Consider the following 18,157-nt stretch of genomic DNA (forward strand, 5'->3'; position numbering starts at 1 on the left):
GGCGCCGTCGCCGCCGCCGGAGCGATCGCCGCGGCGGCCGGCCCGGGCGGCGGCCAGGCGGCGGCCGCCACTCCGGCGACCGCCCCCCGCGCCGGCCGCACCCGCAGGTTCGCCGCCGGCCGCCGGGTGGCGGTGTTCGGCGGCGGCATGGGCGGCCTGACCGTCGCCCACGAACTGGTCGAGCGCGGCTTCCAGGTCACGGTCTACGAGCGCAAGGCCTGGGGCGGCAAGTGCCGCAGCATGCCCGTGCCCAACAGCGGGTCGGGCGGCCGCCAGGACCTGCCCGCCGAGCACGGCTTCCGGTTCTTCCCCGGCTTCTACCAGAACCTGCCCGAGACCATGAGCCGCATCCCGCTGCCCGGTGGCGGGAACGCCGCCGGGAACCTGGTCGACGGCAAGGAGGTCGCCGCCTTCTACAACGGCACCAAGTTCACCCTGCCCGCCGCCGGCAGCATCGAGGGCACCCTCAGCCCCGAGTCGCTGCTGGCCTTCCTCAACACCGCGATCAACGTGATCGGGACCGTCCCCGCCTGGGAGGTCGGCTACTTCCTGCAGAAGATGATCGCGTTCGTCACCAGCGGCCCCAAGCGGCGGCTCAAGCAGTGGGAGAACCTCAGCTTCGCCGAGTTCGTCAACTCCGCGAAGATGTCCAAGGGCTACCGCGAGCTGCTGGTCGACATGTTCACCGGCACCCTGGTCGCGGCCAAGCCCGACAAGGCCAACGCCCACACCATGGGCCTGATGGCCGAGGCCTGGGTCTACAGCACGCTGGGCCTGGGCGGCTACAAGGCCCCCGACCGCCTCCTGAACGCCCCCACCAACGAGGCGCTCATCGACCCCTGGATGAACCACCTGCGCTCGCTCGGGGTGATCTTCCAGGGTGACGCCGCGCTCACCGGGCTCTCGGTCGCCGACAGGCGCATCACCGGGGCGCAGGTCAGCGGCGCCGGCGGCAACGGCGCCATCGAGGCCGACCACTACGTGCTGGCGGTCCCGGTCGAGCGCGCCGTCCCGCTGCTCAATGACAACGTGCTGGCGGCCGACCCCTCCCTGAGGTCGCTGCGCGAGCTGACGACCGACTGGATGAACGGCCTGATGATCTACCTGCGGCAGCCGATCAACCTGGCCCGCGGGCACGTCGCCTACGCCGGCCAGCCCTGGGCGCTCACCTCGATCAGCCAGGCCCAGTTCTGGAAGAAGAAGTTCGGCACGACCTACGGCAAGGGCGACGTCAACGAGTGCCTCTCGATCGACATCTCCGCCTGGGACGTGCCCGGCATCCTCTACGGCAAGCCCGCGCGCGAGTGCACGACCGAGCAGATCTTCAAGGAGGTCGTCGCCCAGCTGCGCAAGGCCATCCCGTGGGGCCCGGTCGTGCTGAACGACGCCAACATCCACTCCTACTTCCTCGACCCGGCCATCACCGGCAACGGCACCCCGCAGGTCGCCAACGACGAGCCGCTGCTCATCAACAGGCCCAGGTCGTGGAACTACCGCCCCGAGTCCATCACGGCGCTGCCCAACCTGTTCCTGGCCTCCGACTACGTCCGCGCCGACATCAACCTGGCGACCATGGAGGCCGCCAACGAGGCCGGGCGCAAGGCCGCCAACGCCATCCTGGACGCCGCCGGCGTCGGCGGCAGCCGCGCCACCCTCAAGAAGCTCTACCTGCCCAACGAGTTCAAGGGCTTCTACGAGGAGGACGACCGCCGCTTCGACCGCGGCGAGGCCAACTTCTTCGACCTGTGGGACCCGGTGAAGCCGTCCTGACCGCCGATCCTCCCGACCGCCCGCCCCTGACCGCCCGGCTCTGACCGGCGTCGAGCCGCACGACCCCGACCGCGCGGCTCTGTCGCTGCATTTCCAGGCCCTGGCCGCACTGTCGACCGCCATCTACTTCGGCGGGCAGTTCTCCTTCAAGCTCGCCGCCGCCGACATGCCCGACCTCGCCGGAAACCGCCCCTGGCAGCTGGCCCGCACCCTGCTCGGCAGCCGTGCCTGGATCGCCGGAGCCGCCGTCCTCGCCGTCGGCGCCGGCGTCCAGACCGCCGCGCTCACCGGCCTCTCCCCCGTCCAGGCCCAGTCCATGTTCCTGGCCGGGCTGGTGCTGCTGTTCGTCCTCGCCGTGCCGATCATGGGCGAGCGGCTCACCCTCCGCGAATGGGGCTGCGTCACGCTCCTGGCCGCCGCGGTCGCGCTCTTCAGCGAGGCCGCCGGCGGCGCTCCCGCCACCACCGCGGCGGGGACGGCCGCAGAGGCGGGGGCCGGCGCGGGGGACGCCGTGCCGGCGCCCCTGGTCGTCGCCGTCGCGCTGCCGTCGCTGCTGGTGCCGTTCGCCGCGTTCCTGGCGTGCGACCTGTCCCGCAAGGGCGCGCACGCCAGGCCGCTGACCGGGGTCGCGCTGGCCATCAACGTGGGCCTGCTCACCGGAACCGCCGAGCTCATGCTCGAAGGAGCGGCCGACCTCGTCTCAGACCCGCGCGCCCTGCTCACCGCCCCCTATCTCTATGTGTTCGCCATCACCACGCCGCTCGCCCTCGGGCAACTCCAGATCGCGCTGCAACGCAGCCGCCTGGTCATCATCGGCCTGGTCGCCACCGCGACGGCCAAGACCTACCTCCTCCTGCTGTCCACCGTCCTCTACCGGCACCCCTGGCCGGAGGAGCACAGGGCGTACATCGCGGCCGGTCTCGCACTGCTGGTCCTGACCGTCGCCGCCGTCCCGCACCACGAACACCCCGCCCTGCGCCGCCCCCGCCTGCTCACCGACCCGCACCGGCGGCCATGACCGCGCCCCACCGCGTTGCCCGCCGGCGCGCCCCGACCGCACACGACCGCGCTCTGGCGGTACACGTTTGGAGGAAGGCATGTCCCGCGAAGAACGTCTCGCCCATCCCGGCTGGATGACCAGGCCGCCGTGGAACCTCACGCTGCGGCTGCTGGCCCCCGGTGACATCCGCGCGCCCCCTTCGCAGCTGGCGGCCTTCCGCTCGTTCGCCCACGCCGGCGATCCGCTCGCCGCCGCGGTCGCCGAAATGATCGCCAGGATGCCCGGCCGGAGCGGACGCCGGCTCTTCGAACGCGCGCTGCGGGACGGCATCGACGACCCGCCGCGCGAGCTGGTGGAGCTGTTCGCCGAGGTGGACGCCGTCCCCTACTGGGTGGACCCCGACCTGCTCGACCGCGGCGCCCGCGCCGTCTGCCGCACCGGCCTGCTCGGGCTGACGATGGTCATGCCGTGCGCGTCCCTGTACGGCGGCTACCTGGCGTCGCGCGCCAACAAGACCCTCGTGCGCACCGGTGACCTGAACACCATGGCGCCGCGGCGGCTGGCCGAGACGGCGAGCTGGTGGGTGGACGTGACCACGCCCGGCGGCATGGGGCGCTTCCAGGCCGGTTTCACGAACACCTTGCGCGTCCGCGTCATGCACGCCCAGGTCAGAGCGGCAATGCACGACCGCGACGACTGGGACCACGACGCCTGGGACTCCCCGATCAACCAGATCCAGCTCACCGGAACCCTGCTGCTGTTCTCGCTGGTCATGCTGCTGGCCTCGCGCGCTCTCGGGTTGAGGTTCTCCCGCGCCGACCGTGCCGCCGTCCTGCACCTGTGGCGGTACGTGGGGCATCTCATGGGCGTCCACCCCGATCTGTTGCCCGCCACCGAGGCCGACGCCTGGCGGTTGCTGTGGCTGGAGGCCGCCACCGAGTACATGCCCGACCAGGATTCCCAGTCGCTCGCCGACTCGTTGATGAACGCCGCCGCTCCGTTGCTGCTGCCGCCCGCCTTGAAACGGTCGCCCGTCGCCCGCCGCGTCCTGACCACGTACCTGATGTCCTACAGCCGGTTGATCCTCGGCAAGCGCAACGCGGACTTCCTCGGAGCCCCCGACAACAGGCGCTACCAGGCCGCCGTCGCCACGGTCTCCGCCGTCGTGTTCGCCGTGGAGACGCTCCGCGGTGCGATCCCCGGCGCCACCCGGCTGAGCGAACGCCTCGGGCACCGCGGGCGCGTCGCCCTGGCCCGCCGCATGATCCGCGAGCAGCACGGCGACGTGACCCACCGCCGCCACGACGCCCTCCACCCGTCCCGGGGCGGCGGAACCGTCGAACGCGCCGCCGCCGACCCCGGAGCCCTCTGAGCCCGCGCCCGGTCCGGTCACCGGCGGAACAGGGCCTCGCGCGGGCCCATGATGATGCGGTCGTGCGGGCGCAGCGTCCTCATGAGGGCTTCCAGTTCGGGCCGGGCCAGCGAGACGCAGCCCGAGGTCGGAATGCCCGTGCCGATGTGCATGAAGATCGCCGATCCGTGCCCGTGGACGATCGGCGACTCCGGCGGCCTGTTGTGGTCGATCACCACGGCCTGCCTGTACGGGCCATCCTTCATGTACTGCGAGAGGTTCTCGTCGGCGGGCAGGCAGGTGCCCCGGTAGTAGCGGTTGTAGCGGTCGTCGCCGATGGTGGAGCCCCAGCAGTCGCCGCTCTCCCGCAGCGTCCGGTACGGAAGGCGGGTGCGGGGGTCTCCCTCACCGAACGCCTCGGTCATGCTGTACGAACCGGTGGGCGATTTGCCGTCCCCCTCCCGCTTGGCGCCCGGCTCGGCGAAACCGTTCCTGCCGACGTGCCCGGAGGTGCTCAGGACGGTCCGCCAGAAGGGGCCGATCCTGGCGCACTCGGTGATGGCCACCTCGGCGGTCCCGTAGCCGTCGGCGACGGCGAAGACGACGTGCCGCGCGCTGCCCGGCCGGTAGCGCGACTCCCCGAGGTTGAGCGACCGGCACGGGTGCTCCCCAGCGGGCTCCCTGGCGGAGGCGCGCGGGGCGTGGACGACCGCCGCGGCCAGCATCGCCGCAGTGCACGCGGCCGGGAGCAGCCTTCCCCGGAGCCTTCGGGCTCGAACGGCCATCTGCCGTACCCCCTGATCATCGTGCCGCGAATGTCGTCGTCGAGCGGGTCGTCGAGCGGTTCCTGGGGCGGCGCCACCGATATCCCGGGCTGTCGGCGGCGCCATCGTGGTGGTCCTCGCCGGCGCCTTTACGGAACATGACGGCACCCTGAATTATTACGGACTGTAGTTGATCCGGCGCGCTGCGACACGTCGTCAGCCCGGCCTGACAGAGGGGACACGCCATGCCACCGTCTCGCCACGATGGAATCGCCCCGATGCACGAAGTGGTTCTCGAGGGAGGTCCGGCCGACCTCCCGCAGCGGTACGTACTCACCCAACGCGACGCCCCGAAGGTCGTCGTCCACCGGCTGAACGGCTACGAGCACTTTGAAGCCACCCCCGCCCACAAGACCCGTGACGGCCGCGAGCTGCAGGTCTACCGCTGGTCGTACCGCACCGCGATCGCCGAGTAGCGGAGGCCCGGCCCGGGGACGGCGGGGGAGGCGCGCGAACGCACCCGGCCGGCCCCGGGCCACCCGCACACGCGTCCGGAGCCTCGGCGGAGTTCAGTTGCCCAGGGTTCGCCTGATGAGGGCTTCGGCCGCCGCCGCGGTGACCGTGGAGCGCAGGGGAAGGGTGTGGTGGAGGCGCTGCTTCTGCCCTGGCCTGACCGGGTCGCCCAGATTGGTCCGGGCGTTGATGCCGATCTGGCGGTTGGTCACGTCGCCGAGGACGCTCTGCAGCTGCCCCGGAGAGGTGTTCAACGAGTAGAGCAGGTCGAGCAGCATCTGGATGCCCTGGTCACCGCTGAACACGTCTTTCAGGAGGTCCTGGATGATGTCCTGCATGATCTTCTGCAGCGCTTTATCGAGTTTGAGCTTGGGATAGATGCACCGCACCGAGCCCTCGATGTTCCCCATCGACTTGCCCAGCAACGAGATGACGGGACTGACCTGGATTCCCCGCTCCGTGGCGAAGCGGGCGAGCGACATCAGGGCCACCCCGAAATTCAGATCGCTCAGCGACGCGTTCGCCCAGTAGGGAATGGTCTGGGACACGTCGTTGACGAAGCGCGCGCTGTCGCTCCACGGCGTCAGCGCGCCGATCCTGATCCAGTTCCTCGCCATGGTCGCCCCGTCGCCGCGGCCGACCGCCAGGACGGAGCTGAGCATGGTCAGGCTCGTGGTCCGGTCGATCTTGCCGTACATCCCCCAGTCGATCAGATGCGCCCGTCCGTCGCCGTCGACGAGGATGTTGCCCGGGTGCGGGTCCGCGTGGAAGGCGCGGTCGACGAAGAACCCGCGGTACATGAAGCCGATCAGGTCATAGGCGATCTTCTTGCGCTGGCCGTCCGACAGCTCGTCGTCCTTGAGCCGGTTGACCGCGGTCCCGTCGACGAGCGTCTGCACCAGGACCCGGGGCGCCGCGTCGATGACCTTGGGGATCTTCAGCCTCTTGAACCGCTTGGCGGCCTTGCGCGCGTCCTTCATGTTGCGGGCCTCGCGGGTGAAGTCCACCTCGGACTCCATGGCGGTGAACAGCACCTCGAGCATCGACTTGATGTCGACGACCTCGCAGAAGTGCGGGGCGGCCTTGTGCACGAGGCCCGCGATCTTGCGGAGCACCGCCATGTCGCCCAGCATCGCCGCGGAGCTGCCGGGGCGCTGCACCTTGAGCACGCAGGGCCGCCCGTCGGACCAGACGGCGCGGTAGACCTGGGCGACCGAGGCGGCGCCGAGCGGCTCCGCGGTGTGGATCTGGCGGAAGCGCGACCGCCAGTGCGGTCCGAATTCAGCCTCGATCACCGGCTCGAACACCGAGAAGGGCTCGACGCGCGCCCAGTCGTTGAGATTGGCGAGTTCGTCCATCACGTAGGGCGGGACGAAATCGGGCCGGGTCGCCATCATCTGCCCGAATTTTATGTAGATCGGCCCCAGGTCCTCCAGCATCGACCGGATGGCCTTCGCCCGCTCCTGCTGGCGCAGTTCACTGGAACCCTGGGGCGCGCCGAGGCGCGCCCGGAAGCCGCGGGCCGCCTCGGCGGCGACCGTCCGGGACACTATCTTGGCTGTACGGCCGGCCCTGCCTGCGGGCACGCGCTCTCCCCACCCGTTGCCCGGGCCGGCTCGTCAGCCGACATCGGTGCGGTCTTCGTTGACTGGCTACTTCCGCAACTCGGAGATCTGGTGGCTGAGCGCGGCGACCTGCCCGGCCAGTTCCCGGATGTGGCGCTCGTTACGCTTCGCCCGCTTCTTCCCGCCCTTCTTCTTCTTGACCCTCAGGCTCTTGCGCAGCGCCCTGGAATTCGCCTTGCCGAGTTTCTCGCCGCGCACGATCATGTCGTCGAAGACGGACCTTCTGGCCATGATGCCACCTTCCGGGGATGGTACGGATCTTGACTTCGGGACACAGAGATCACCTTTTCGCGGATCCCCGCCCACCGTCGCGTGCTTTCGCAAAGGAGTATGCATGTGATTCACCCTCGATTGTCAATGACCCGGAAAGTGAGCGTCAGCTGGATCCCAAAAAAGGGAAGACCGCAAAGGCCGGTACGCCGCCGACTCGAGCGCCCCATTTAATCGAAAGGTCCGGTATCAGCGTTTTTAGACTGAGTCTCCGGAAGCCATGAACAGTTGTCCTATCGGACAGCGTCCAATGGACTGCCCGGGGAGAGCGGCCCGGGCTAGGGTCGGCGCGAACGCGCGTCACGGCCCGTGCGTCCCGGGCCGTGCACCGAGACGGTGCGACGTGGTCGAGGAGTGTGGTGAGCGCCGCCGTGTCGGCCTGGAACCCGCCGGCCGGGGCCATCGGCGCCGACCGGCTGCTCGCCCGGATCACCTCCGGCCCGGGCGGGCACCTGTCCCTGTCGATCTACGAGACGGCCCGCCTGGTGCGCCTGGCACCGTGGCTGTGGGGCCATCACGCGCGGATCGACTACCTGATGGCCCGGCAGCAGCGGGACGGCACCTGGGGCGGTCCCGGGCTCTACGCGCTGGTCCCCACGCTCAGCGCCACCGAGGCGCTCCTGCGTCTGGCCTGCGCCCAGGACCGGCCGTCCATCCGCGCCGAGAGGCGGACCGATGCCGCCGACCTCCTGGCGACGGCCGCCGAGCGAGGGCTTCAGGCGCTCCACCACCTGCTCGGCGGCTCCGCGTCCGCGCGCCTGCCCGACACCCTGGGGGCCGACACCCTCGTGCCGTACCTGATCGGCGAGATCAACCGGCGCCTGTGCCGTTGCGACCGCCCCCAGGCCGCGCACCGGCGCCTCAGGCGCCAGCCTCCGCTGCCCGCACCGCACCCGGACCCTGCTTCCACGACGCCCGCCCCGAGGCAGGCGGCGCCTCCCCGGATCCCCGGAACGCAGGCCATGGCCGGCCACCTCCTGGAGGCGTCCGGTGAGATGGGCGACGGCGTGCACCTCCCGTCCCCGGGCGACGGGCTGGTCGCCGGCTCACCGGCGGCCACCGCCGCGTGGATCGCCCGCCGGGGCGGTGACGCCCGCGCCCCGCGCTGCGCGCACCGTCTCGACCACGTCGCCCGCCGGCACGGCGGCCCCGTCTCCAGCCTGTGGACGGCCGCCGAGTTCGACCAGGCCCAGGTGGTGGCGGCGCTGGCCCGCGGTGGCCTGGCCGGGGCCGTACCTCCGACCGTGCGCGACGCGCTGCGGCGGTCGATCGCCCGCGGCGCCACCGGTCTGGCTCTCGGGCTGCCCGGCGACTGCGAGACCACCAGCACCATGCTGTACGCGCTCAACGCGCTCCATGCGCGCACCCCCCTCGAACTTCTGGAGGGGTTCGAGACCGCGACCCATTTCCAGCGCTGGCCTGGCGAGCCCCTGCCGTCGACCGTCACGAACGCCCACGTCCTGGAGGCGGTCGGGTCGCACATCGCGCTCCACCCGCAGCAGCGCCCGCGGTACGCGCCGACCATCGCCAAGGTCGCCCGGTGGCTGTACAGCCGCCAGAACCGTGACGGGCACTGGGACGACCCCTGGCACGCCTCGCCCTACTACGCCACCCACTGCGCCGCCGTCGCCCTGGGACGCTACGGCGACGCCAGCGGGAACGCCGCCGTGGCCCGCGCGGTCCAATGGGTCCACAGCACCCAGCGCCCCGACGGCTCCTGGGGCATCTGGAACGGAACGGCCGAAGAGACCGCCTGTGCCCTGCAGACCATCATGGCGGCGCCTCACCACGTGTCCCCGGCGCCGCTCGTGCGGGGCGCGACCGCCCTGCAGCGCCTCACCTCCGCGGGCGGCGACCACCCGCCGCTGTGGCGCGGCAAGGAGCTGTGCGCCCCCACCGCCATCATCGACGCGGTGATCGTGGCGGCGAGGCACCGGCTCCGCACCCGTCCGCAGCCCGGTGATCGGGCCCACGATGCGACGAGGACGGCATCACTCGCGTGAGGCCCGCGCCGTCCGGCGGCAAGGACCCTCGACCGGGAGATCTGTCAATCACCCTTAGCCATATCTCCATTACTCTGGGTCATGATAGGGATGGGTGGTCTCCCCCACACGGCTGAAAGGATCACATGACCCCCCATGACGCCGACCCTGCCGTGGTCGCCGCCCTCCTGCCCTCCCTCCCCGCCGGCGAGCCGATCGGCGGCCCGGCACCGCAGTCCCCCGCGCCGCAGGACGTCCCCACGCAGGTCGCCCTCGTCAACGGCAGCTTCGAAGAGCCCAGGGTCACCAGCGGCATCGAGAACCGGGTGCCGGACGCCTCCCAGCCCGGCGCCAGGTCGGTGCCCGGCTGGCAGACCACCGCGTCCGACCGCCTCATCGAGATCTGGCACCGGCGCAGCGGCACGGAGGCCGCGCACGGCGAGCAGTTCGCCGAGCTCAACGCCAACGAGTCCTCCACGCTGTACCAGGACCTGGAGACCACGCCCGGCACCACGCTGTACTGGAGCCTGCGCCACCGCGGCCGCAGCGGCGACGACACGATGTCGCTGAAGATCGGGCGGCCGGGATCCAGGCCCAACAAGACCTGGACCTTCACCGACGGCACCGCCGCGTGGGGCCGGCACACCGGCGCCTACACGGTGCCCAGGGGCCAGACGGTGACCCGGTTCGCCTTCGAGGCCGGTGCCACGGCCACCGGCGATCCCACCGTCGGCAACTTCCTGGACGACGTCGTGTTCGGGACGGCGCCGTGCGTGGTGGTGACCGCGACCGCCGAACCGCTGACCGGCGCCGGTGTCGGGGACACCATCACCTGCACCGTCAACCTGAAGAACCACGGCGGCGTCCCGGCCGAGAACCTGATCCTGCGCGAGGCCGTCCCGCCGGGCACGAGCTTTGTGCCCGGCTCGCTGAAGGTCACCGGCGGACCCGGCGACGGAGCCGCCGGCCGCTACGACCCGGAGAGCCACCTGCTCACCCTGCCGGTCGGGCTGGACGCCACCGCCGACCTTGGCGGCGCCCTGCCCTCCACGGTCGACCTGCCCGACGGTGTCACCGTGGAGTTCCAGATCCGCGTCGAACGCGACGGCGCCGGCGGCACGCCCGCCCACCAGGCCACCGCCACCTACGACAACACCGCCGGAGAGGCCGTCGAGCAGCTGACCTCCATCTCCGACACCGCCGCCGTCGAGACGGCGGCCGTCGAGCCCCTTGTGGAGACTCCCGACGAGGCCGCCGACCTCCCCGACGCCCTCCCCGAGGAGGGCGGTGCCGAGACGCCGGCCCCCGCCGTGTGCACCACAGATCCGGAAGGCGTCTGCGTCGCCGATCAGCTGAAGTCGGGCGGCGCGTTCCGTCTGGTGCTCGTGCCGGCCGGTCAGGACCACCCCGGCCAGGCCACCTGCGTCGCGGCCCTGACGAGCGCGGACGCCCCCTGGCCCGGCTGCTCCCGCGAAGGCCGGGAGGATCGGTGGGCGCAGCCGGGCGCCCACCTGGCGGGCCCGCCGGACATCTCCCTGTCCTTCCTGCCGTCCGGGAAGAAGCGCAAGAAGCGCAAGCACCACAAGCGGCTCATCAGGGAGCTGACCTGGCAGGTCAGCGAGCTCAGCCGGCAGCTCACCGAGCTGACCGAGCAGCCCTGAGGTGGAGGGACACGGTCACCTCGGCCCTGAACGGCGCTCAGGGCCGAGGTGGTCCGCGAAGCGGGCTCAGTCGCCGCCGTTCGTCACCGGTCGGGCCGGCCGAGGGGACGGTGCGCGCCGATCAGGAGGCTGACCGGCCTGTGAGGGCCGTCCTCGGGGAGGCCCACCATCGGTTCCCAGGTCAGATCGGTGAACCCGCACTCGCCCAGCACCTCCTCGTAGGCCTCGCAGCTCCAGTGGTGGACGGTCAGCTTCACCGGCGGGGTGACGGGGAGCGTGACGTCGAAGGCGTACCCGTCCGGCGGCTGTGCGGGGCGGTGCAGAACGAACCCGTTGAACTGCGGTTCCCCCGGCCGCAGGTACGGATTGGCCACCAGGGCGAGGAGGCGGCCTCCCGGGGCGAGGTTGGTGAAGGCGCACTCGCACATGCGCCTCAAGGTCTCGCGCCGGTCGGCGTAGTGCAGGACGTTGGCGGCGGTGATGACGTCGAACGTGCCCAGCAGCGGCAGGGCCGCGATGTCGTGGACCTGGTAGCGCACGCCGATCGGGTGTTGCCGCTCGAGCCGCCGGGCGGCCTGAACCGCTTCGCTGGAGGCGTCCACCCCCAGCACCTGGGCCGCACCCTGCCGGCGCAGCAACCGGGTGAAGGGTCCGAAGCCGCACCCGAGGTCGAGTGCCGATGCTCCCCGCACCTGACCGAGGGCTCGCATCAGTGAGGGGTACTCCACTTGTTCGCGGTAGGGGGACACCACGCGTTCGATTTCCGTGTAGCGCGTGGCGAGGGGGTCGCCGAACCCGAAGGGTGATGAATCGATCACGTGGAGTAGTATATGAGGTCAAGTCCCGTCCCCTCGGTCATCGAAGGGCGGTTTTCCCTGTCGCTTCCGCTCTAGGGGGTCGCGGCGGCGATGACGCGGGTGAGCGTGCGGTGCAGGTCCTGGAGCTCGTCCAGGCTCATGCCGAGGCGTTCCATGATGGTGGCGGGGATCTTCTCGGCCTGCTCGCGCAGGGCCCGGCCGGCGGGCGTGACGGTGACGGCCAGCAGCCGCTCGTCGCGCCTGTCGCGCTCGCGCCGGATGAGATCCGCGGCCTCCAGGCGTTTGAGCAGCGGGGACAGCGTGCCCGGATCGAGCTGGAGCAGGTCACTGAGCTCCTTGACCGACAGCTGCCGGTGCTCCCAGAGCGCCAGCATCACCAGGTACTGCGGATGCGTCAGGCCCATGGGCTCCAGGATCGGCCGGTAGTGCGCGAGCACGGTGCGCGAGGCCACCACCAGGGCGAAGCACACCTGGTTCTCCAGCGCGAGCGGGTTGGGAACGTCGCTCAGATCACCGGCCACCGATCCTCCATCCGGATTGCCCCTGCGCTATAAAGATAGTACGGCAATGATTTGTGGGCCAACCATTGGTGAGGCAACGGAGGCGCCATGTTCCGCAGACCCCCGTTGGAGGAGCGCATCGCCCGGCGGCAGGCCGAGCTCCCACCGGGACGGGACCGGGGCGGCCAGTTCGGCCACCCCACCGCCAAGTACCTGTTCATCACGCTCGTGGCGGTGACCGTCGCCGCACACGTCGTCGGCGGCGTCCTGCTGGCCGTCCTGGCGCACTGAGGAGATCCGGCATGCCCATGCCCGTCATCAGACGACCGTCCTTCCTGCCGTCCCTGGAGCAGAGGGAGCAGGAGGCGCTGCACCGCTCGGCCCAGCGCACCCGGCCGGGCTCCCAGTTCGATCACCCCACGGCCAGGAACGTGCTCATCGCCGTCGCGGCGGTGACCGTCCTGGCCCACGTCATCGGCGGAATCCTGTTCGCCGTCATCACGTTCTGAGCGGGACGAACGGCCTTCTCCCGAGGGCGGGACGCGAGGGCAGGTCGCTCAACCTGCGAGAACTCGCGCGCGGAACAGCCGGAATCGATCAGCCCTCCGCCCGAACGCGCGGATCGGGGTGATCTACGATCGCCGCGCGCTTTTCGCGGGCCGGGCCGGATACGGACGCGCGCAGTTGATTTCCGCGATGGCCCATGGGGTATCTTCTCTCCATGGGGCACATTCGGTCCGCACTCTATCTGGACTTCGATAATGTCTTCAGCGGGCTTTTCAAGCTGGATCCGGAGGTGGCCATTCAGTTCGCCAGCAGTCCGGGGACGTGGCTCCGCCGGCTGGCGACGCCCCTCACCGACGGCGACGCGCGACGCTGGCTGATCCTTCGCTGTTATCTGAATCCGGCCGGAGCGATGAACCACCGCGATTCCGCGGGCGAGTCGACCCGGCTTTATTTCTCCCAGTTCAGAACGGCGTTCGTCCGCGCGGGCTTCGAGGTGGTCGACTGCCCGCGTTACAGTTCGACGAAGAACGGCGCCGACATCAGGATCGTCATGGACGCGCTCGACGCCCTTTCGGCCGGCACCGGTTACGACGAGTTCGTCATCGCCTCCGGCGATTCCGATATGACGCCGCTGCTGCAGCGGCTGCGCAGCGCCGACCGGCGCACCATGATCGTGTCCTCGGTGGTCACGGCCGAGGCCTTCGCCTCGATCGCCGACCGGACGCTCAACACCCAGCAGCTGCTGGCGCTGGTCCAGGGGGAATCGGTCGACTTCGACGACGACGCGGGCGACGTCGACTACGGCGATGTCGGGGACGGCGGCGGCCGGGCCGGCCTGTCGCCGGCCGACCACGGCGAGGCGTACGAATCGTTCCGCGCGCTGGTGGTCGCGGAATACGACGGCGCGTCCGCCCCCTTGAACATGGCCACCCTGGCGGGCCAGCTGCGGGCCCAGCTGGGCGAAGTCATCAGCGCCTCCAACTGGTTCGGCCACGGCAGTTTCGTCCGGGCGCTGAAGAGCCTCGATCTTCCCGATCTGCAGCTGTCGCAGCACGAACTGTGGAACCAGCGCCGGCACACTGCCCCGGAATCCGCGGGAACGACGGCGCAGCACCTCGCCGTTCCCGAGCCCATCGACCGGCTGGCCGAAAGGCTCAATCTGCCCCGGCTGGCGCAGGAGTGGTGGCCGCCGATCTACCGGACGCTGTCCGACTACGCCAATTCGCACAGATTCAATCTGACCGAGTGCACGAGCTGGGCGCGGGACCGCCTGCACGAGCAGGGATTCAACGTGAGCCGTGGAGTCGCCGTGTTCGTCGTCCGGGGCACCAGTTTCGGCGGATGCCCTCTGTACCGCCAGCCGCCGCCGACCGCGGAGGAGATCGCCGCGGCGTTCGTGAACAACCTCCTCCATTTGGCCGACGGTGACGAGATAGCGCTGACGGATCAGGAAACGGCCGAGGTCAAGGCGTGGCTCGGGGCGGAGCTACCCGAGACGGCGCCCTCGGAGGACGCGCCCGCCCCATGACCTCGGCGAACCGATAAAGACATTCTCTCTTTTCGTCCGATCATCGGATGCGGGAAAGTGACCGGAGAATTCCGGCGGCACCCGCCTCCGAGTGATCTCGGGCCGCCGCGGACATCGGGCCGGCCGTGGCGGACACCACCTGCTACGGAGGGCCACCGTATCGTGGCGATCTTGTAGCATGGAGTGCTGTCGTGCGGAAGGAGCTCTCCCCGTCCATGCCCGGTGAGGAGCGGAGCCCGGCGGCGCCGTCGATGACGCGGCGGCAGCAGGCCGGCTCGAGCAGCGCCCAGTCCCTGCTCCTGAGCGTGTTCGGCGAGTACGTGCTGCCGCACGGCGAGCCGGTGTGGACCTCGACGCTGCTGCACGTGCTCTCCGGTCTCGAGGTCGAGGAGAAGTCGGCCCGGCAGGCGCTGACCCGGATGGCCGCCAAGGGCTGGATCGTCTCCGAGCGTGCCGGGCGCCGGGTGCGGTGGGCCCTGACCGGCCCGGGGCGGGCGATGCTGAGCGAGGGCGCGGAGCGGATCTACTCCTTCGGGCGGGAGCGCGAGTCGTGGGACGGGCGCTGGCTGGTGCTGATGGCCAGTGTCCCCGAGTCCAGGCGCGAGCTGCGCCACCAGCTCCGCAACGGGCTCACGTGGGCGGGGCTGGGCAGCCCGGTGCCAGGAGTGTGGATCAGCCCGCACGCCTCCCGCGAGGCCGAGGCCAAGCAGGTGGTGGAAGGCCTCGGCCTGGAGTCGGCGGTGCTGTCGTTCTGCGGCCCGTTCATCGGTATCGGATCCGAGCGCGCCATGGTGGAGCAGGCCTGGCACCTGGACGATCTGGCCGCGGCCTACGAGGACTTCGTGCGGGAGTTCGCCGGGCTCCGCCCGGGCCCGGGCGACCCGGTGCTGCTCGCCCAGATCCGCCTGGTGCACGAGTGGCGGCGCTTCCCCCGGCTCGACCCGCAACTGCCGCTGGAACTGCTCCCCCCGCACTGGATCGGGGTCCGCGCCGCCAACGTCTTCAACGACCTGCACCGGCAATGGCAGGACGCCGCCCGGACGCGCTGGGCGGAGCTGGTCACCGAAGGCTGAGCGGGGCCGTTCTCAGGCCAGTCCGTCCAGGAAGTCGGGGTGCCCCTGCACGGCGGTGCGCCGCAGGTAGTGGTCGAGTGCGCGCAGGCCGCCCAGTTCCTCGCCGCCGCCGGCGCGGCCCGGTCCGCCGTGCAGCATCTGCGGCATCGCGACCCCGTGCCCGGTCGACTCGGCCGCGTCGTCCCGGTTCAGGACCAGCAGGCGCCCGTGCCAGGGGGCCAGGCCCCGCACCAGGGTCCGCGCCGCCTCCGGGTCGGCCGTGACGATCGAGCCCGCCAGGCTGCCGCCGCCCAGGGCCGCGGCGCCGATCACCTCGTCCAGGTCGTCGTACGGCAGCAGCGTGCTGACCGGCCCGAACGCCTCCACCTCGTGCGGCGCGGCGGTCGACGGGTCGTCGCAGCGGAGCAGGATCGGTGCGATGGAGGCGCCGCGTTCGGGGTCGGCGCCCGCGACCTCGACCCGGCCGGGGTCGCCGCACACCAGCTTGGCCTCAGCCGACAGCCGGGCGACGGCCGCGCGCACCTCGTCGCGCCGGTCCAGGCCGGCCAGCGGGCCCATGTCGGTGCCGTCCCGGCACGGGTCGACGACGATCCGCTCCAGCCGCTCGGAGACCGCGCCGCACACGGCGTCGGCCAGGGCGGACGGGACGAACGCGAGGGTGTCCTGGGCGGTGAGCGCGTCCAGGAAGGCCGGGGCGAACTTCTCCAGCATGCCCCAGACGGGGAAGTTGTAGGCGTTGATCTGCACCGCGACGCCCTGCCTGGGGACCAGCACGTGGCGTCCGGCGAACGTCCCGCCGCGCCCGAGGGGTTCGGTCGCGCCGTCCGGCAGGACGGCGGCGTCGGGCAGTTCGCGCGCCGCCTTGCTCGCGTGGACGGCGAGGGTGCCGATGCCGCCGTCCACGTCCACGGCGGTGTCCCGGCGGGTCGCGCCCGTGCGGGTGCTGAGCTGGGCGAACTCCTCCAGGTGGCCGGACAGGTGCTTGGCCAGCGCCTTGAGGATCGCCGCCCGCTCGGTGAAGGTGAGCGCGCCCAGCGCCGGCCCGCCGACCCGGCGGGCGTGGCCGAGCATCGTGGCGGGGTCGGGGCCGGTCTCCGGGAGGAGGGCCACGGTCTCGCCGGTGGCGGCGTCCAGGAGGGGCCGGGCGGGGCCGCCGCCGTCCTGCCAGGTGTCGTGGGTGAAGCTCCGCAGTACAGGCGTCATCGGTTTCTCCGCTCGAGGAAGGCCGTGGCGGCGGCGAGGGCGCGCAGCTCGACCCGCCGGATCTTGCCGGTCGCGGTGGTGGGGAGCCGCTCGGTGAACACCACCCGCCGCGGCCGCTTGAACGAGGGCAGCCCGGCCCGGCAGAACGCGATCAGCTCCTCCTCGGTGACCCGGGCGCCGGGCGCCGCCACCACGTAGGCGACCGGTTTCTCCAGCCCGTCGGCGTCGGTGGCGGCCACCACCGCGGCCTGGTCGACGGCCGCGTGCGCCAGCAGCCGGGCCTCCACCTCGGCGGGCGAGACCCAGATGCCGCCGGCCTTGAGCATGTCGCCGGTGCGGCCGAGGCAGGTGTAGTACCCGTCGGCGTCCCGGACGTAGGTGTCGCCGGTGCGCAGCCATTCGCCCTGGAACACCTGGCGGGAGGCGGCGTAGCGCGACCAGTAGCCGGTCGCGGTGGACTCGCCCCGCACGAACAGGGTGCCGGGGGTGCCGGCGGCGACCTCGCGGCCCTCCTCGTCCAGGATGCGCAGCTCGTAGCCGGGCACCGGCAGCCCCGTGGTGCCGGGACGGACGCGCCCTTCCCGGTTGGACAGGAAGATGTGCAGCATCTCGGTCATCCCGATGCCGTCGAGGACATCGATGCCGAAGTGCCCGGTCCACCGCCGGTACAGCTCGGCCGGGAGCGGTTCGCCGGCCGAGGCGGCCAGCCGTGTCCCGGCCAGCGCGTCGCGGGGCAGGTCCGCGCGGAGCATGGTCGCGAAGAACGTGGGCCCGGCGAAGAACAGGGTCGCGCCGTGGGCCCGTGCGCGTTCGGCCAGTTCCCGCGGCCGGGACGGCTCGGGCTCCAGGATGGTCGAAGCACCCGCCGCCAGCGGGAACAGCACCGTGTTGCCCAGGCCGTAGGCGAAGAACGCCTTGGCCGCCGACAGGCACCGGTCCTCGGGACGGATGCCGAGGACCTGCTCGCCGTAGGTCTCGCACACCACCCTGATGGAGCCGTGCCGGTGCATCGCGGCCTTCGGCGTGCCGGTGGTGCCCGAGGTGTAGAGCCAGAACGCGGGCGAGTCGGCCGTGGTGGCGTACGGCTCCCCCGCCGGGTCCCCCGTGGCAAGGCCGGCCTCGGCGAGGTCCGCGAGCGCGTGCACCGGCGGGCCGGTCGTGATCGAGACGCCGTCACCGGCCAGGACCCCGGCCAGCTCGGGGGCGGTGGCGGCCGCCTCGGCCGCGGTGGCGGCGAAGTCCGCGGTCACCGCCAGCAGCGTGGCCCGCGAGTCGCGCAGCAGCTCGGCCAGGCCGTCCGCGCGCGTCATCGTGGACACCGGGACCGGTACGGCGCCGATCCGCATCGCCGCCAGGAAGACGGTGACGAAGTCCGCGGAGTCGGCCATGAACATCAGCAGCCGCTGCTCGGGCGCCAGCCCGATGCCGCACAGCCCGGCCGCCGTGCGCCGGACGCGGTCGTGCAGCTCCGCGTAGGTGAGGTCGCCGCCCGGGCCGGTGAGCGCGGCGCGGCCGCCGTCGCCGCGGTCGACGTGGCGGTCGAGCAGGTAACGGCACGCGTTGAACGGTTCGCTCATGTGCTGCCGTCCCGG

Annotated in this window: 17 protein-coding genes; 10 read left to right on the plus strand and 7 right to left on the minus strand. The window is 71.6% G+C overall.

Annotated features, from left to right (window positions below):
- From ACFPZN_RS17405 to ACFPZN_RS17415, 3 genes are all read left to right on the plus strand, one after another.
- Positions 1-1,770, plus strand: a 1,770-nt coding sequence (locus tag ACFPZN_RS17405) for a hydroxysqualene dehydroxylase (protein ID WP_378283027.1), incomplete at its 5' end; no start/stop codon positions are given.
- 166 nt (positions 1,771-1,936) lie between these two features.
- Positions 1,937-2,788, plus strand: a complete 852-nt coding sequence (locus ACFPZN_RS17410; protein ID WP_378283028.1) for a hypothetical protein — start codon at positions 1,937-1,939, stop codon at positions 2,786-2,788.
- 79 nt (positions 2,789-2,867) lie between these two features.
- Positions 2,868-4,142, plus strand: coding sequence for an oxygenase MpaB family protein (locus tag ACFPZN_RS17415; RefSeq protein WP_378283029.1), 1,275 nt, complete (start codon positions 2,868-2,870; stop codon positions 4,140-4,142).
- Positions 4,143-4,159: 17 nt separating this feature from the next.
- Here ACFPZN_RS17415 and ACFPZN_RS17420 read toward each other — a convergent pair whose 3' ends face one another.
- Positions 4,160-4,846: a L,D-transpeptidase family protein gene (locus tag ACFPZN_RS17420; protein WP_378283030.1), complete on the minus strand. Its 687-nt coding sequence runs from the start codon at positions 4,844-4,846 to the stop codon at positions 4,160-4,162.
- A 317-nt stretch (positions 4,847-5,163) separates the two neighbouring features.
- Here ACFPZN_RS17420 and ACFPZN_RS17425 point away from each other — a divergent pair, with 317 nt between their 5' ends.
- Positions 5,164-5,361 (plus strand): DUF5988 family protein, encoded by a 198-nt coding sequence (locus ACFPZN_RS17425; RefSeq protein WP_378283031.1) that lies wholly within the window; start codon positions 5,164-5,166, stop codon positions 5,359-5,361.
- A gap of 93 nt (positions 5,362-5,454) precedes the next feature.
- Here the strand turns inward: ACFPZN_RS17425 and ACFPZN_RS17430 are convergent, their stop codons facing one another.
- Together ACFPZN_RS17430 and ACFPZN_RS17435 are read right to left on the minus strand one after the other, a co-directional pair.
- Positions 5,455-6,948: an ABC1 kinase family protein gene (locus tag ACFPZN_RS17430; RefSeq protein ID WP_378283032.1), complete on the minus strand. Its 1,494-nt coding sequence runs from the start codon at positions 6,946-6,948 to the stop codon at positions 5,455-5,457.
- 102 nt (positions 6,949-7,050) lie between these two features.
- Positions 7,051-7,254: a hypothetical protein gene (locus ACFPZN_RS17435; RefSeq protein WP_378283033.1), complete on the minus strand. Its 204-nt coding sequence runs from the start codon at positions 7,252-7,254 to the stop codon at positions 7,051-7,053.
- A gap of 398 nt (positions 7,255-7,652) precedes the next feature.
- On the opposite strand from ACFPZN_RS17435, the gene ACFPZN_RS17440 reads away from it, so the two are divergent.
- Together ACFPZN_RS17440 and ACFPZN_RS17445 are read left to right on the plus strand one after the other, a co-directional pair.
- Positions 7,653-9,296 carry a prenyltransferase/squalene oxidase repeat-containing protein gene (locus tag ACFPZN_RS17440; protein ID WP_378283034.1) on the plus strand — a complete coding sequence of 548 codons (1,644 nt, stop codon included), beginning with the start codon at positions 7,653-7,655 and terminating at the stop codon, positions 9,294-9,296.
- A 125-nt stretch (positions 9,297-9,421) separates the two neighbouring features.
- Positions 9,422-10,936 (plus strand): DUF11 domain-containing protein, encoded by a 1,515-nt coding sequence (locus tag ACFPZN_RS17445; protein ID WP_378283035.1) that lies wholly within the window; start codon positions 9,422-9,424, stop codon positions 10,934-10,936.
- An 83-nt stretch (positions 10,937-11,019) separates the two neighbouring features.
- Here the strand turns inward: ACFPZN_RS17445 and ACFPZN_RS17450 are convergent, their stop codons facing one another.
- Both ACFPZN_RS17450 and ACFPZN_RS17455 read right to left on the minus strand, forming a co-directional pair.
- Entirely contained in the window at positions 11,020-11,754 is a 735-nt protein-coding gene (locus ACFPZN_RS17450; protein ID WP_378283036.1) for a class I SAM-dependent methyltransferase, read from the minus strand.
- A gap of 71 nt (positions 11,755-11,825) precedes the next feature.
- Complete coding sequence (locus tag ACFPZN_RS17455) at positions 11,826-12,275, minus strand: MarR family winged helix-turn-helix transcriptional regulator (protein WP_378283037.1); 450 nt, start codon at positions 12,273-12,275, stop codon at positions 11,826-11,828.
- 87 nt (positions 12,276-12,362) lie between these two features.
- Between ACFPZN_RS17455 and ACFPZN_RS17460 the strand changes: the two genes are divergently transcribed.
- From ACFPZN_RS17460 to ACFPZN_RS17475, 4 genes are all read left to right on the plus strand, one after another.
- Positions 12,363-12,545: a hypothetical protein gene (locus ACFPZN_RS17460; protein ID WP_378283038.1), complete on the plus strand. Its 183-nt coding sequence runs from the start codon at positions 12,363-12,365 to the stop codon at positions 12,543-12,545.
- An 11-nt stretch (positions 12,546-12,556) separates the two neighbouring features.
- Positions 12,557-12,763 carry a hypothetical protein gene (locus tag ACFPZN_RS17465; RefSeq protein WP_378283039.1) on the plus strand — a complete coding sequence of 69 codons (207 nt, stop codon included), beginning with the start codon at positions 12,557-12,559 and terminating at the stop codon, positions 12,761-12,763.
- Positions 12,764-12,975: 212 nt separating this feature from the next.
- Entirely contained in the window at positions 12,976-14,289 is a 1,314-nt protein-coding gene (locus tag ACFPZN_RS17470) for an NYN domain-containing protein (RefSeq protein ID WP_378283040.1), read from the plus strand.
- 191 nt (positions 14,290-14,480) lie between these two features.
- Positions 14,481-15,362, plus strand: coding sequence for a PaaX family transcriptional regulator (locus ACFPZN_RS17475; protein ID WP_378283041.1), 882 nt, complete (start codon positions 14,481-14,483; stop codon positions 15,360-15,362).
- A gap of 12 nt (positions 15,363-15,374) precedes the next feature.
- Here the strand turns inward: ACFPZN_RS17475 and ACFPZN_RS17480 are convergent, their stop codons facing one another.
- Together ACFPZN_RS17480 and ACFPZN_RS17485 are read right to left on the minus strand one after the other, a co-directional pair.
- On the minus strand, positions 15,375-16,565 hold the full coding sequence (locus tag ACFPZN_RS17480; protein WP_378283042.1) for an aldehyde dehydrogenase family protein: 1,191 nt from the start codon (positions 16,563-16,565) through the stop codon (positions 15,375-15,377).
- The gene (locus tag ACFPZN_RS17485) at positions 16,562-18,142 is read right to left on the minus strand and encodes a benzoate-CoA ligase family protein (protein WP_378283043.1); all 1,581 of its coding nucleotides are present in this window, start codon (positions 18,140-18,142) and stop codon (positions 16,562-16,564) included. Before ACFPZN_RS17485 ends, ACFPZN_RS17480 begins: the two co-directional genes overlap by 4 nt.
- Positions 18,143-18,157 lie beyond the last annotated feature (15 nt).

This window comes from Actinomadura rugatobispora, assembly GCF_042656285.1.
GTDB lineage: Bacteria > Actinomycetota > Actinomycetes > Streptosporangiales > Streptosporangiaceae > Spirillospora > Spirillospora rugatobispora.

Coding starts and splice junctions, on each gene's coding strand:
- ACFPZN_RS17410 (WP_378283028.1), top strand. CDS start 1,937: ATGCCCGACCTCGCCGGAAACCGCCCCTGGCAGCTGGCCCGCACCCTG.
- ACFPZN_RS17415 (WP_378283029.1), top strand. CDS start 2,868: ATGTCCCGCGAAGAACGTCTCGCCCATCCCGGCTGGATGACCAGGCCG.
- ACFPZN_RS17420 (WP_378283030.1), bottom strand. CDS start 4,846: ATGCTGGCCGCGGCGGTCGTCCACGCCCCGCGCGCCTCCGCCAGGGAG.
- ACFPZN_RS17425 (WP_378283031.1), top strand. CDS start 5,164: ATGCACGAAGTGGTTCTCGAGGGAGGTCCGGCCGACCTCCCGCAGCGG.
- ACFPZN_RS17435 (WP_378283033.1), bottom strand. CDS start 7,254: ATGGCCAGAAGGTCCGTCTTCGACGACATGATCGTGCGCGGCGAGAAA.
- ACFPZN_RS17445 (WP_378283035.1), top strand. CDS start 9,422: ATGACCCCCCATGACGCCGACCCTGCCGTGGTCGCCGCCCTCCTGCCC.
- ACFPZN_RS17460 (WP_378283038.1), top strand. CDS start 12,363: ATGTTCCGCAGACCCCCGTTGGAGGAGCGCATCGCCCGGCGGCAGGCC.
- ACFPZN_RS17465 (WP_378283039.1), top strand. CDS start 12,557: ATGCCCATGCCCGTCATCAGACGACCGTCCTTCCTGCCGTCCCTGGAG.
- ACFPZN_RS17470 (WP_378283040.1), top strand. CDS start 12,976: ATGGGGCACATTCGGTCCGCACTCTATCTGGACTTCGATAATGTCTTC.
- ACFPZN_RS17480 (WP_378283042.1), bottom strand. CDS start 16,565: ATGACGCCTGTACTGCGGAGCTTCACCCACGACACCTGGCAGGACGGC.
- ACFPZN_RS17485 (WP_378283043.1), bottom strand. CDS start 18,142: ATGAGCGAACCGTTCAACGCGTGCCGTTACCTGCTCGACCGCCACGTC.